This window comes from Polaromonas sp. AET17H-212 (genome assembly GCF_002379085.1).
Classification (GTDB): domain Bacteria; phylum Pseudomonadota; class Gammaproteobacteria; order Burkholderiales; family Burkholderiaceae_C; genus Polaromonas.
This window is the reverse complement of sequence record NZ_NBZW01000010.1, coordinates 1-14,023: the sequence shown is the minus strand read 5'-3', so window position 1 is coordinate 14,023 and position 14,023 is coordinate 1. Positions and strand designations below refer to the sequence as shown.

13 protein-coding genes are annotated in these 14,023 nt (G+C 63.4%); 7 read left to right on the top strand and 6 right to left on the bottom strand.

The window, feature by feature from the left end:
* Positions 1–14: 14 nt before the first annotated feature.
* Both yihA and B7G53_RS09750 read left to right on the top strand, forming a co-directional pair.
* Positions 15–743, top strand: coding sequence for a ribosome biogenesis GTP-binding protein YihA/YsxC (gene yihA, locus B7G53_RS09755; protein ID WP_096667054.1), 729 nt, complete (start codon positions 15–17; stop codon positions 741–743).
* A 108-nt stretch (positions 744–851) separates the two neighbouring features.
* Complete coding sequence (locus tag B7G53_RS09750; RefSeq protein WP_096667053.1) at positions 852–1,778, top strand: alpha/beta fold hydrolase; 927 nt, start codon at positions 852–854, stop codon at positions 1,776–1,778.
* A gap of 56 nt (positions 1,779–1,834) precedes the next feature.
* On the opposite strand, the gene B7G53_RS09745 is transcribed toward B7G53_RS09750, so the two are convergent.
* Both B7G53_RS09745 and B7G53_RS09740 read right to left on the bottom strand, forming a co-directional pair.
* On the bottom strand, positions 1,835–2,752 hold the full coding sequence (locus tag B7G53_RS09745; protein ID WP_096667051.1) for an LpxL/LpxP family acyltransferase: 918 nt from the start codon (positions 2,750–2,752) through the stop codon (positions 1,835–1,837).
* A complete protein-coding gene (locus tag B7G53_RS09740) occupies positions 2,749–3,636 on the bottom strand; it encodes a lysophospholipid acyltransferase family protein (protein WP_096667049.1) in 888 nt (295 codons plus the stop codon). Before B7G53_RS09740 ends, B7G53_RS09745 begins: the two co-directional genes overlap by 4 nt.
* A 180-nt stretch (positions 3,637–3,816) precedes the next feature.
* Here B7G53_RS09740 and metK point away from each other — a divergent pair, with 180 nt between their 5' ends.
* The gene (gene metK, locus B7G53_RS09735; RefSeq protein ID WP_096667048.1) at positions 3,817–4,998 is read left to right on the top strand and encodes a methionine adenosyltransferase; all 1,182 of its coding nucleotides are present in this window, start codon (positions 3,817–3,819) and stop codon (positions 4,996–4,998) included.
* Positions 4,999–5,486: 488 nt separating this feature from the next.
* Here metK and B7G53_RS22490 read toward each other — a convergent pair whose 3' ends face one another.
* The gene (locus B7G53_RS22490) at positions 5,487–5,699 is read right to left on the bottom strand and encodes a hypothetical protein (protein WP_141396316.1); all 213 of its coding nucleotides are present in this window, start codon (positions 5,697–5,699) and stop codon (positions 5,487–5,489) included.
* 363 nt (positions 5,700–6,062) lie between these two features.
* Here B7G53_RS22490 and groES point away from each other — a divergent pair, with 363 nt between their 5' ends.
* The gene (gene groES, locus B7G53_RS09730) at positions 6,063–6,353 is read left to right on the top strand and encodes a co-chaperone GroES (RefSeq protein WP_096667046.1); all 291 of its coding nucleotides are present in this window, start codon (positions 6,063–6,065) and stop codon (positions 6,351–6,353) included.
* Positions 6,354–6,459: 106 nt separating this feature from the next.
* The gene (gene groL / locus B7G53_RS09725; protein WP_096667044.1) at positions 6,460–8,115 is read left to right on the top strand and encodes a chaperonin GroEL; all 1,656 of its coding nucleotides are present in this window, start codon (positions 6,460–6,462) and stop codon (positions 8,113–8,115) included.
* Positions 8,116–8,295: 180 nt separating this feature from the next.
* Here groL and B7G53_RS09720 read toward each other — a convergent pair whose 3' ends face one another.
* The 3 genes from B7G53_RS09720 to tal form a co-directional block, all read right to left on the bottom strand.
* Entirely contained in the window at positions 8,296–8,619 is a 324-nt protein-coding gene (locus B7G53_RS09720) for a DUF805 domain-containing protein (protein WP_096667042.1), read from the bottom strand.
* A gap of 84 nt (positions 8,620–8,703) precedes the next feature.
* Positions 8,704–10,269 (bottom strand): glucose-6-phosphate isomerase, encoded by a 1,566-nt coding sequence (gene pgi / locus B7G53_RS09715; RefSeq protein ID WP_096667040.1) that lies wholly within the window; start codon positions 10,267–10,269, stop codon positions 8,704–8,706.
* A 9-nt stretch (positions 10,270–10,278) separates the two neighbouring features.
* Entirely contained in the window at positions 10,279–11,226 is a 948-nt protein-coding gene (gene tal, locus B7G53_RS09710; RefSeq protein ID WP_096667038.1) for a transaldolase, read from the bottom strand.
* A gap of 122 nt (positions 11,227–11,348) precedes the next feature.
* Here tal and zwf point away from each other — a divergent pair, with 122 nt between their 5' ends.
* On the top strand, positions 11,349–12,815 hold the full coding sequence (gene zwf / locus B7G53_RS09705) for a glucose-6-phosphate dehydrogenase (RefSeq protein ID WP_096667036.1): 1,467 nt from the start codon (positions 11,349–11,351) through the stop codon (positions 12,813–12,815).
* A gap of 138 nt (positions 12,816–12,953) precedes the next feature.
* Entirely contained in the window at positions 12,954–13,802 is an 849-nt protein-coding gene (locus B7G53_RS09700; RefSeq protein ID WP_096667034.1) for a MurR/RpiR family transcriptional regulator, read from the top strand.
* Positions 13,803–14,023: the final 221 nt, after the last annotated feature.

Here is a 14,023-nt window from a genome sequence, read left to right as displayed (position 1 = left end):
AAGCGGCAGCCAAAATGGCCGCCGCGCTGGCCGCCCAGCCGCCCCAGTCCGCCGAGGCAAAAATTGCCATGGGCTGGCTGCACACCGCCAAGTTCCTGACAACGGCCCCCGAGCTCAAGCACCTGCCGGTGTATGAGTATCCCGAGATTGCCTTTGTCGGCCGCTCCAACGCGGGCAAGTCCACCTGCATCAACACGCTGACGCAGATCAACCGCCTGGCTTTTGCCTCCAAGACCCCGGGCCGCACGCAGAGCATCAATTTGTTCTCGCTCGGCAAACAGGGGGTGACCGATGCGGTGCTGGCCGATTTGCCGGGTTACGGCTACGCGGCCGTGCCCAAGGCCGCCAAATACCGCTGGCAGCAGGTGATGGGCAACTACCTGCAGACGCGGGAGAACCTCAAGGGCGTGGTGCTGCTGTGCGACCCGCGCTTGGGCCTGACCGAACTCGACGAAATCCTGCTGGATGTGATCCGACCGCGGGTCGCGGAAGGCCTGAAGTTTCTGGTGCTGCTGACCAAGTCGGACAAGCTCAACAAAACCGAGGCGGCCAAGGCGCTGTCCATTGTGCGACTGCAAGCCGGTGGCGGCGATGTCAAACTGTTTTCTGCGCTCAAGCGGCAAGGCGTGGAAGAAGTGGCCCAGCACCTGTGGCAGTGGGCCCATCCGCCGGTCAAGCCTGACAAGGCAGCCAAGGCGGCAACCCCGCCGCCGGAAGAAGAGCCACCGTCCGGCGACGCCTGAGTCCCCTCCGGCAGGCGGGGCCGGCCCTGCCGCTTGTGCATTTTTCAAGCAAAAACTGCCTGCAGCCCAAGTAATACGGACGCAGTCAGCTACTAAATGCATAGCACCATGATTGCCACCCGCCTCATTCCCCTGCCCCACGGCATCACCCTGTCCTGCCGCATGGCGGGTGAAGCGGGCCGGCCCGTCCTGATGTTTCTGCACGGTTTTCCGGAAGGCGCTTTTGTCTGGGACGCCCTGCTGGCGCATTTTGCCAAGCCGGAAAACGGTGCCTATTTCTGCATCGCGCCCAACCTGCGCGGTTTCGAGAAGTCGAGCGCACCGCCGGAGGTGGACGCCTACCGCCCCAAACACCTGATGCAGGACATCGCCGCGCTGGTGGCAGAAGTCTGTCCGTCCGACAAGCGCCAGCTTGAATGCCTGGTGGCCCACGACTGGGGCGGCGCCATCGCCTGGAACCTGGCCGCCGCCATGCCGCAGCTGATGAAAAAACTCGCCATCATCAACTCGCCCCATCCCGGCACGTTTTTGCGCGAGCTGCAGCACTCGCCGGCCCAGCAGGCCGCCAGCGCCTATATGAATTTCCTGATCCGTCCGGACGCGGAGGCGCTGCTGGCCAGGGACGATTTCCGCCGCCTCTGGCAATTTCTGACCAACGGCAGCGACCACCCGCCGGCCTGGCTCACCGACAGCGTCAAGGACCAGTACCGCGAAGTCTGGCGCGCCGGGCTCACGGGCGGCTGCAACCTGTACCGCGCTTCGCCGCTGCGCCCGCCCCGGCCCGGGCCACCGCACAACGACCCGGCCGCCGCCGCGGTCACGCTGGCGCGCGAGCGCTTGATGGTCCTGCTGCCAACGCTGGTGATCTGGGCGCTCGACGACATCGCCTTGCCGCCGGCGCTGATCGACGGCCTGGCCGACTACGTGCCGGCCATGCAGCTGCAACCGGTGCCGGGCGCCTCCCACTGGATCGTGCACGAACAGCCCGAACGGGTGGCGGCTTATCTGCAGGATTTTCTGGGCCCAGTCCGGTAGCTACTGTTTTTATAGCGACTGGCGCCCGTCGTACAAGGGCCGGATCCCGAAATCGCCTATAAGCCGGCTGATCCGGCCTGGTAGAGCGAGGGCTCACCTTCCGGCCGCGTCTTGAAGCGTTTGTGCACCCAGTAGTACTGCGCCGGCATGGTGTCGATGTAGGCCTGCAACTGGGCATTCATGAAAGCGGTATCTGCCACCGGATCCGCCGACGGGAAGTGGGTCCAGGCCGGCAGAACCTCCACCTCGTAGCCCCAGGGCGTGAGGCGCGGCACCAGCGGCACCACCTTGGCGCGGCCCAGGCGGGCAAAGCGGGACAGCGAAGGCACGGTCGCTGTCGGCAACCCGTAAAACGGCACGAACACGGAATCGTCGGGACCAAAGTCCATGTCGGGCAGCAGGTACAGCGGCTGCCCTTCGCGCAAGGCCGTCACGATGGGCTTGACGCCGTCGACCCGTCCGAACAGCCGCAGGTGGCCAAAACGCTGGCGCCCGCGCAGTATCCACCGGTCCACCAGCTTGTTCGACTGGTCGGTGTAAATGGTGGTCGACTGGCGCGGCGAATACAGGGCGGCGGCGGCCCAGGCCGCGTCGAGACCGACAAAATGCGGCAGAAAAATCACCGTGGGCTCGTTGCCGGCGAGTTCGTGCACCGCGCCGGTCAGGCGCACGCGCTGCTGCACCCAGGCTTGCGGTGCGTGCCACAGCCAGGCGCGGTCCAGCCAGGCCTGCGCAAAATACACAAAGGTCTGCCGGGTCAGCTGGCGCCGTTCGGCCTCGCCCAGCGAGGGGAAACACAGCCGCAGATTCGCCTGCACGACGCGCCGGCGCGCCCCGACCAGGCCATACAGCGCCCAGCCCAGGGCCACGCCGAGCGCCCGCGCCAGCGGCAACGGAAATACCGCCAGCACCTGCATCAGGCCGATGCCGGTTCGGGTGACCAGACGGCCAAGCCATTGGCGGGCGGGCTTCAAACCGCGTCCTTGCGTGGAGCCTTGTAGCGCGCGTAGCCCCACAGGTATTGCCCGGGCTGACTCAGGACAATGGCCTCGATCGCCTGGTTGATGCGTGTCACGACATGGAGGATGTCGGCCTGCAATGGCCCGCCGCGCGGGCCGCCTTCAGCCGGCGGCAATTCCTCCGCCTGCAGGCCGGCCACCGGTGGCCAGATCTTGAGAAAATAACCTTCGCCGCGCGGCAGGCGCTCGCAGCTCACCGGCAGCAGCACGGCCCCGCTTTGCAGCGCCAGCCGCGCCGCCAGCGTCATGGTGTAGGCCGGCTGGCCGAAAAACGGCGCCCACACCCCCAGCCCCTGGGGCGGCACCTGGTCAGTCAGCAGGGCCACGGCCTGGTTGGCCTTGAGCGCCTTGTGCATCAGCCGGATGCCGCTCAGGCTGGCGGGCACCACCGTCAGTTGCGGCCGCTGCCGGGTCGCCTGTTCAATCGCCGCCAGCCAGGGCTTGCGGGCCGGCCGGTAAATCGCGGTGATCGGGCCATAGAGCTCGGCCAGCGCCTGCGGGCCCAGCTCGAAGCTGCCGCAATGCGGTCCGAAAAAAATCACCCCCCGCCCCTGGCCAAAGGCCTGCTCGGCATGCCGTTGGCCTTCGACCTGCACGTTCCCGAGGCAGGACTCGGTCTGCGGCCGCATCCAGAGCTTGGGCAGCTCGGCGACAAAACGTCCGGCCTCGCCAATCGCCGGCCGGGCCGCGTCGAAAGTGATGCCGGCCTGCGCCACGTTGGCGCGAAACTGCCGGCGGTAAGCGGGGCTGAGCAGCCAGACCAGCCAGCCCAGGGCCGCGCCCAGCGCATGCAGCGCGCGCAAAGGCCAATGGGAGAAAAAACGGAACAGCAGGATCATGAAAAGGCTGGGAACGGGGCTGAGGGGGGCGGACTGCGCTGGCGGAAGGAAAACAATATAATGGCCGCTGTCGCCGAGTTACTGAACAACTTGCAGGGCGACATTAAACCAAACTGCTAAAGCGTTCGCCGAGGCACCCCAAGCCGGCAACGCGCCGACTAACTTCATGGAGTGTACGCAATGGCGAACGATTTTCTCTTTACTTCCGAATCCGTCTCCGAAGGCCATCCCGACAAGGTCGCCGACCAGATCTCCGATGCCATCCTCGATGCCATCTTCAAGCAGGACCCGCTTTCGCGCGTGGCCGCCGAAACCCTGACCAACACCGGCTTGGTCGTGCTGGCCGGTGAAATCACCACCAATGCGCATGTGGACTACATCCAGGTCGCACGCGACACCATCAAGCGCATCGGCTACGACAACACCGAGTACGGCATCGACTACAAGGGCTGCGCGGTGATGGTCTGCTACGACAAGCAGTCCAACGACATCGCCCAGGGCGTGGACCATGCGTCTGACGACCACCTGAACATCGGCGCCGGCGACCAGGGCCTGATGTTCGGCTACGCCTGCGACGAAACGCCCGAGCTGATGCCCGCGCCGATTTATTACGCCCACCGCCTGGTCGAGCGCCAGGCCCAGCTGCGCAAGGATGGCCGCCTGCCGTTCCTGCGCCCGGACGCCAAGAGCCAGGTCACCATGCGTTACGTGGACGGCAAACCGCACAGCATCGACACCGTGGTGCTGTCGACCCAGCACAGCCCGGACCAATCCGAGTCCGCCACGAAGATGAAAGCGTCATTTACTGAAGCCATCATCGAGGAAATCATCAAGCCGGTGCTGCCCAAGGAATGGCTCAAGGACACCAAGTACCTGATCAACCCCACCGGCCGCTTTGTCATCGGCGGCCCGCAGGGCGACTGTGGCCTGACCGGACGCAAGATCATTGTGGACACCTACGGTGGCGCCTGCCCGCACGGCGGCGGCGCGTTTTCGGGCAAGGACCCCTCGAAAGTGGACCGTTCGGCTGCTTACGCCGCCCGTTATGTGGCCAAGAACATCGTCGCCGCCGGCCTGGCGCGCCAGTGCCAGATCCAGGTGGCCTACGCGATTGGCGTGGCACGCCCGATGAACGTCACGGTGTACACCGAAGGCACGGGCGTGATGTCCGACGAGAAACTCTCGGCGCTGGTCAATGAACATTTCGACCTGCGTCCGAAGGGCATCATCCAGATGCTGGACCTGCTGCGTCCGATCTACGAAAAAACCGCTGCCTACGGCCACTTCGGCCGTGACGAGCCGGAATTCACCTGGGAGCGTACCGATAAAGTTGCGGCCCTTCGGGCGGCAGCCGGCCTGTAAGGGCCGCCGCGCATCGCGCGGTATCGGTAGGCGGGCGAAGTTCATCTTCGCATTGCGAATGTGAACGCAGACCAAAAGACAGACAAGGTGGCGGCGCTTCGCGCGGCCGCAGGCCTGTAAGGCCTCGAGCAAAGCGAGCTTGTCTGCTTTCAGCGCAGGCTAACTTCGCGAAGCGGAGTTAAGGGCCGTCGGCCCGGCCGAAACTAACGTACCGATAAAGTTGCGGCCCTACGGGCGGCAGCCGGCCTGTAAGGCAATAAACGCCCGCGTGGCAACAAAAAAGCCACCCGACAGGGTGGCTTTTTTGTTGAAGGGGCCCTTGGAGCCCATGTCAGCGGACAGAAGGCGATGGCTCGATGAGTTGGCAGCAACCCAGTCCATCAGAGGGCAAGGCATGAGGATTCGGTTGGAGCTGCGTTTTGTTCGTGCCGTCTTGTCCTGCACTCACTTCTTGCATCGGCATTTCTTCGGAGGTGTTTGCGGCCTGCTCAACTTGAAAAGCTCAGCGGATCCGGGTTGCCCGAAACCTGCGGCTTTTCCTGATCGCGTTTGGCGGCCACCAGAAATGGCCAAACCGGGCGGGTGAAGCCCATACGGCCAGCGCCCGCCGGATTTTTCCGGTCATGGGAGGGTCTGTCGCCCGAGCGGAGCCCAGCGGACCGGCTTGCCAGGTCGGCGGGAAAGTGATTCATGTGATTCATCGCTGCTCCTTGGGGATGGGGGCCCACACCGTTTCATGAAGTGATCGCCATGGGATCGACTATAGGCAAGCCGGGTGGCCGCCTGCTGTCAGAAGGCGATGAAAGCGATGTAGGACAAAAACGGCCAGCCGGTTGCGGGCCGGCATGCGCCTCCCCGCAACGCGGGAGGGGGCATTCAGTGGTGCCCGATTGGCGCTGTTTTGCAGCGGCATGCTTGAAACTGCCATCAAACGGCCTTATGATTAGCACTCGCCGATATGGAGTGCTAACAGCAGCCACTTCATCTCAGCCAGTTCACAGGCAGCACGCTTGCGCGTGCTGTTTTTTGATCCCCAACCCACTGTTTCAAAACAAGGAGCTCCCATGAAACTTCGTCCCCTGCACGATCGCGTGATCGTCAAACGTGTTGAAAACGAAACCAAAACCGCCTCCGGCATCGTCATTCCTGACAGCGCCGCCGAAAAGCCTGATCAAGGCGAAGTGCTGGCTGTGGGCCCGGGCAAAAAGAACGACAAGGGCGAAATCAGCGCCATGGCCGTCAAGGTCGGTGACCGCGTGCTGTTCGGCAAATACAGCGGCCAGACCGTCAAGGTCGACGGCGACGAGTTGCTCGTCATGAAAGAAGACGACCTGTTTGCTGTTGTCGAGAAGTAATTCTCCGGCGACCTTCAGTCACTATTAAATTAATAGCTGCTTGCGCCCGTATTCATTGGGCTGGCGGCTTAATTAAACCTTATTTAACCCTTTTTAGGAGCCACACATGGCAGCAAAAGACGTAATTTTCGGCGGCGAAGCCCGCGCACGCATGGTCGAGGGTGTGAACATCCTGGCCAACGCAGTCAAGGTCACCCTGGGCCCCAAAGGCCGCAACGTGGTGCTCGAGCGCTCTTTCGGCGCCCCTACGGTGACCAAGGACGGTGTGTCCGTCGCCAAGGAAATCGAACTCAAGGACAAGCTGCAGAACATGGGCGCGCAGATGGTCAAGGAAGTTGCTTCCAAGACTTCCGACATCGCTGGTGACGGCACCACGACCGCTACCGTGCTGGCCCAGGCCATCGTCCGCGAAGGCATGAAATATGTCGCCGCCGGCATGAACCCGATGGACCTGAAGCGCGGCATCGACAAGGCTGTGACGGCCCTGGTCGAAGAGCTGAAAAAAGCTTCCAAGCCCACCACCACCAGCAAGGAAATTGCCCAGGTCGGTACGATTTCCGCCAACAGCGATGAAGAAGTCGGCAAGATCATCGCCGAAGCGATGGACAAGGTTGGCAAGGAAGGCGTCATCACCGTTGAAGACGGCAAGTCGCTCAACAGCGAACTCGACGTGGTTGAAGGCATGCAGTTTGACCGCGGCTACCTGTCGCCCTACTTCATCAACAACCCGGAAAAGCAGTCCGCGATTCTGGACAACCCGTTTGTGCTGCTCTACGACAAGAAAATCAGCAACATCCGTGACCTGCTGCCGACCCTGGAGCAAGTGGCCAAGTCCAGCCGTCCGCTCTTGATCATCTCGGAAGACGTCGAAGGCGAAGCCCTGGCAACGCTGGTGGTCAACACCATCCGCGGCATCCTGAAGGTTGTGGCTGTCAAGGCCCCTGGTTTCGGCGACCGCCGCAAAGCCATGCTGGAAGACATCGCCACCCTGACCGGCGGCAAGGTCATCGCTGAAGAAGTCGGCCTGACCCTCGAAAAAGTCACGCTGGCCGACCTCGGCCAGGCCAAGCGCATCGAAGTGGGCAAGGAAAACACCATCATCATCGACGGCGCCGGCGCGGCGGCTGACATCGAAGCCCGCGTCAAGCAGGTTCGTGTCCAGATCGAAGAAGCCACGTCCGACTACGACCGCGAAAAACTGCAGGAGCGCGTTGCGAAACTCGCCGGCGGTGTGGCCGTGATCAAGGTTGGCGCTGCCACCGAAGTCGAAATGAAAGAGAAAAAAGCCCGCGTCGAAGACGCCCTGCACGCTACCCGCGCTGCTGTGGAAGAAGGCATTGTGGCTGGCGGCGGCGTGGCTCTGCTGCGCGCCAAGCAGTCGGCCGGCGTCATCAAGGGTGACAACGCTGACCAGGACGCCGGCATCAAGCTGATCCTGCGCGCCATCGAAGAGCCGCTGCGCATCATCGTCTCCAACGCCGGCGAAGAGCCAAGCGTTGTCGTGAACGCTGTGCTGGCCGGCAAAGGCAACTACGGCTACAACGCCCAGAACGGCCAGTACGGCGACATGATCGACATGGGCATTCTGGACCCCACCAAAGTGACCCGCACGGCCCTGCAAAATGCAGCGTCCGTCTCGTCGCTGATGCTGACGACCGAGTGCATGGTGGCCGAGGCTCCGAAAGACGAGTCCGGCGCTGGCGGCGGCATGGGTGGCGGCGACATGGGTGGAATGGGCGGCATGGGCGGCATGGGCATGTAAATGTCCTTGCCTGAGGGCTGATCGCCGCGTTGCGGGGTCTGGCCGTACCTCTGGTACTGTCTGCGACCCCGCGCCTTGCGCTAAGCCCTCATGCTGCGTCCGGCAGCGCTCCAGTTGGCGGACACAAAGAAAAACCCGCAGGGCTCGCGCCCTGCGGGTTTTTTCATGTGCGTTCGAAACTCAGGCCGGCGCGTATTCGTTGCCAGCGTCACGGGCCGGCTGGGCCCACCAGTAAACCAGCACGAACCAGCCGATGACGGTGAGCATGATGAGCTGCCACCAGCCGCTTTTGCCAATGTCGTGAAGACGGCGCGTGCCTGCGGCCAGGGCCGGCAGCAGCAGGACCAGACCGACCAGGCCGCTGAGCATGTCACCCATCATCGAAGCGGCAATGGAGACCAGGACCTGGAACAGGAAAAACCACCAGAATTCAGGGCGCGATGCGCGACCGGAAAAGGTCGCGTACTTGGCGAAACAGGTGGAAATGGCTTGACCGAAGTTCATGTTTTTTCTCCTCCTCAGGATAAAGACGGGGCAAATACCCCGCGCCATGATAGGCCAGACCCGCGCTTGCGCTGCGGCTGCCCCTCAGCGCAAGCGCTGCAGCAAGCCCGCCGTCGAGGCGTCCAGCCCCGAAACATTTCCACTGCGCAGACGCGGCTCAATGTCTTTGGCCAGCACCTTGCCGAGCTCGACGCCCCACTGGTCAAAGCTGTTGATGCCCCAGATGGCACCGCTGACAAACACGCGGTGTTCCTGCAGTGCAATCAGCGCGCCCAGACTGGCCGGGTTCAGTTCTTCGAGCAGCAGGAAAGTGCTGGGCCGGTTGCCCGGGAAGTGTTTATGGCCGGCGGCGTCGCTCTGACCCAGCATCAGCGCCTGGGCCTGGGCCAGCACGTTGGCGAGCAGCTTGTCGTGGTGGCCCGGCAAGCCAGGGGAGGATTTTTTGACCGCGACAAACTCGACCGGCACCACGTCCGTGCCTTGGTGCAGCATCTGGAAATAGGCGTGCTGGCCATTGGTGCCGGGCTCGCCCCAGAGCACGGGCGCGGTGGCAAAAGGCAGCGCCTGGCCCTGGGCGTCCACGCGTTTGCCGTTGCTCTCCATTTCCAGCTGCTGGAGATACGCCGGCAAGCGGCGCAAGGCGCTGCTGTAGGGTGCCAGGCTGCGGCTGGTGAAACGGTGAAAGTTGCGGTACCAGACATCGAGCAGACCCAGGCGCACCGGCAGGTTCTGCGCCAGCGGTGCCGTGCGGAAATGACCGTCCATCGCGTGGGCGCCCGCCAGCAACTCACGAAAACCCTGGGCGCCTATGCTGATGGCCAGCGGCAGGCCAATGGCTGACCACAGCGAATAACGCCCGCCCACCCAGTCCCAGAAGCCAAACGTCGTACTGATGCCAAAGGCCTGGGCCGCTGCGACGTTGGTCGTCAGTGCCGCGAAATGGCGCGCGATGTCCTGTCCACCCTGTGCCTCGAACCAGTGCTTTGCCGACAGGGCATTGGTCATGGTTTCGGTGGTCGTGAAGGTTTTTGACGCGATCAGGAACAGGGTGTTCTGCGGTTGGACCCGCGCCAACACGCTGGCGAGCTCCTGCCCGTCGATGTTGGAGACGAAGTGAAAGCGCTTGCCGGGAATGCGAAACGCGTCGAGCGCCAGCACCGCCATCTGCGGACCGAGGTCGGAGCCGCCTATGCCGATGTTGACGATGTCGGTGATGGCAGGGTCTGCACGCACCTGCTCGGCGTAGGCCAGCATGGCGGCCAGGGTCTCGTGTACTTGGCGAAGCCCGGTCGCTATATTTTCAGGAGCTTCTGACGCCCGTCCCGTCTGGGCTGGAGCCGGATTTCTCAATAAAAAATGCATGACCGCACGGTCTTCGCTGCGGTTGATCTTCTCACCGGCAAACATCGCGTCGCGGTAGGGCTCCACGCCACGCTGACGCGCCAGGTCCAGCAGCAAGGCCTGGGTGGGTGCGTCGACCAGGTTTTTGGAGAGGTCGGCAAAAACGTGCGGCGCCTCCTGGCTGAAGGCAGCGAACCGGCCGGGATCGGCCGCAAAGGCCTGGCGCAGGTCGAAACTTTTCCCGGTCGCCTCAAACTGCGCCTGCAGCGCAGCCCAGGCCGGGGTCTGGTGGCAAGGGGGTCGGTTCATCGGCCGGACTCAGGCAGCCTGCATCAGCTGTTCAAGCTTGACCGCGTCCGCGGCAAAGGCACGTATGCCTTCGGCCAGCTTGTCGGTGGCCATCGCATCTTCGTTGAGTGCGTAGCGGAAGATCACCTCGTCAAAGCCGACGGCCGGCAGGTCCAGCGCCTGGGCGGCCCGGGCGTCCAGCGCGCGCGCCAGCGGCGCCTCGCTGGCGGCCAGCTGGCCCAGCAGCTCAGGGCTGATGGTCAGCAGGTCGCAGCCGGCCAGGGCGGTGATCTGCCCGATATTGCGAAAACTCGCACCCATGATCTCGGTCTTGATGCCGAATTTCTTGTAGTGGTTGTAGATCTGGCGCACTGACTGGACGCCGGGGTCGTTGGCGCCGGCATGCGCGGCCTCGTCCCACGTGGCCCCGGCCGACTTTTTGTACCAGTCGTAAATACGGCCGACGAAGGGTGAAATCAGCTGTACCCCGGCCTGGCCGCAGGCCACCGCCTGGCAGAAGGAAAAGAGCAGGGTCAGGTTGGTGTGGATGCCCCGGTCTTCGAGCCGGCGCGCGGCCTGGATGCCCTCCCAGGTGGCAGCCACCTTGATCAGCACGCGGTCGATGTGGATGCCCTCGGCTTCGTACAGCTCGATGATGCGTTCGCCGCGCGTGAAGGTGGCATTGCTGTCGAAGCTCAGGCGCGCATCCACTTCGGTCGACACCCGGCCCGGAATGATGGACAGGATCTCGCAGCCAAAACGCACCAGCAGCCGGTCCATGGTTTCATCCAGCGCGCGGCCGCGAAACTTCGCCACGGTATCCGCCAGCAGTGGCTGGTAGTCGGGCTTTTGCACGGCTTTCAGGATCAGCGAGGGGTTGGTGGTCGCGTCCTGCGGCTTGTAGGCGTCCAGCTGTCTGAAATCACCGGTGTCGGCCACCACGGTGGTGAACTGCTTGAGGGCTTCGAGTTGGTTCATGGTGAAAGTGTAGATGGGTCACGGCCAGGGCATTCACTGTAAGACCATAACCTGGTTGAGTTACCATTATGGCAAAATAATATGAAACTTTATTACATATCGGGCGATCCGGAAGGTGGAACATGAGTTTTGATCTGGTCCTGTTTGGTGGCACGGGCGACCTGACCTGGCGCAAGTTGATGCCCGCGCTGTTCCAGGCCTTCCGGCACGGCTCGCTGCCCGCGGATGGCCGGATTGTGGGCGTGGGCCGCGACGCCATGAGCGATGCAGAATACCGCGCCTTGATACGCGCACGTTTTGACAGTGTCGAGCTGGCCAAACGCCCCACCGGTGACGAATTCGAACGTTTTGCCGCGTTGCTGCACTACCTGCGCATGGACCTGTCCGGTCCGGCCGACTATGCGGAACTCGCCACCCTGCTCAAAGCACGCCAGGCCGACACCGTGGTGATGTACCTGGCCACCGCGCCGACACTGTTCAAGGCGATCTGCGAAAACATGGCGACCGTCGGGCTCAATGGCCCGCAAACCCGCGTGGTGCTGGAAAAACCACTGGGCCATGACCTCGCCTCGAACCGCGCCATCAACGAAGCGGTGCTGCGTGTGTTGCCGGAAAAGCAGATCTTCCGCATCGATCACTACCTCGGCAAGCCTTCGGTGCAAAACCTGTTTGCGCTGCGTTTTGGCAACTCCCTGTTCGAGCCGCTGTGGCGCCGCGAGACGATTGCCAACATCCAGATCACGATTGCCGAAGAGCTCGGCGTGGAAAAACGCGGCGCCTTTTACGACAGCACCGGCGCCCTGCGCGACATGGTGCAAAACCATGCGCTGCAGTTGCTCTGCGCCATTGGCATGGAGCCGCCGATCAACGCCCACGCCGATGCGATCCGTGACGAAAAGCTCAAGGTGCTGCGCTCACTCAAGGCGTGGACACCGGAAACCCTGAAGCATCACGTGATTCGCGGTCAGTACACCGCCGGCACCATCAACGGCGAGGCCGTGTCCGGCTACCTGCAGGAAAGCGGCGTCAGCCCGGACAGCCAGACCGAAACCTTTGTCTCCCTGCGCGCCGAAATTGCCAACTGGCGCTGGGCCGGGGTGCCGTTTTACATACGCACCGGCAAACGCCTGGCCGACCGCGACGCCCACATCGAGGTGAACTTCCGCCCGACGCCGCACGCCATCTTCAAGTCGCCCCTGGGCGCCGGCAACCGGCTGGTGATCAACCTGCAACCCAAGGACGGGCTGGAACTGCACCTGCTGGCCCAAGGCCAGGACAACCGGCTGGGCGCACGCGCGGCCAGCCAGACGCTGGCACCGGTGCAGTTGGACCTCGACTTTGACAAGCGTTTTGGCACCGAGCGTGTTGGCGCCTACGAGCGCCTGTTGCTGGACGTGATCGATGGCCGGTTGAACCTGTTTGTGCGCAGCGACGAGCAGGAAGAAGCCTGGCGCTGGGTCGAGCCGATCCTGGACGCCTGGCAACATGACACCGATGGTCCGCGACCCTACACGGCCGGCACCTGGGGACCCAGCGCCTCCAGCGCCATGATTGCGCGGGACAGCCACTGGTGGAGCGAGGAATCTTGACCCCCACGCTTGTCGCTTCGCGTACTGCGCTGCCCCCCGGGGGGGCCGCTGCGCCTGCGGCCCGGCAAAGCCGGTTCCGCGGCCCCTGCTTGAAATACGCCATCGGGGACGTAGTTCGCGACGTTTGGGGCTCATCCAGTGCTTGACCGCATCAAAGCCTGCCTGCCCTCCCTAGCGCCCGCCGAGCAGCGGGTTGCGCGCCTGGTGCTCAGCGATGCGCGTGCCTTTGCCAGCCTGCCGGTGACCGAGCTGGCCGCACGTGCCCATGTCAGCAAACCGACGGTGATCCGGTTTTGCCGCAGCGTCGGGTATGACGGCCTGTCGGACTTCAAGCTCAAGCTGGCCGGCAATGTCAGCGAAGGTGTGCCCTTCATTCACCGCAGTGTCGATGCGGATGACAAGACCGGCGACGTGATGGTCAAGGTGATTGACAACACGGTGGCAGCCTTCCTGAAGTACCGCAACGACGCCAGCTCGGCGCTCATCGAAAAGGCCGTGCTGGCCCTGGTGGCGACCTGCTCCAGCGGCCAGCGCATCGAATTTTTCGGCGTTGGCAATTCAGGCATCGTTGCGCAGGACGCGCAGCACAAGTTCTTCCGCCTCGGGGTGCACGCCATCGCCTACAGCGACGGCCACCTGCAGGTCATGAGCGCCTCGTTGCTCAAGCCGGGTGACTGCGTGGTGATCATCTCCAACTCGGGCCGCACGCGTGACCTGATGGACGCCTGTGACATCGCGCGCAAGAACGGCGCCACCACCATCGTGATCACGGCCAGTGGCTCGCCGCTGGCCGCCGCCGGCCACATCCACCTGGCGGCCGACCACCCGGAGGGCTACGACCGCTACAGCCCCATGGTGTCGCGCCTGCTGCACCTGATGATCATCGACATCCTCGCGACCTGCGTGGCGCTGCGCATTGGCAGCCCGACCCTGCACCCGCTGCTCAAGGAAATGAAGAACAATTTGCGGAGCAAACGCTACGCATAGGTTCTTGGGTTCTGGCAGAAGCTGTTTAAGCCGCCTTGCCATTGAACGTTTTTGTTTTGTCGGCGCCTGTTGGCCGGGGGTTGCCCGGCGGCAAGTAACTTTCTTTTGCGTCGCTGTATAGACCGGACACATGGTGGACAGGTGTACGGGGACATGGTTGACGGTTTGAATTAATCCACAGCCGGCTGTCTCAAGTCAATTTCCAGGCAATGGTGGTGTGC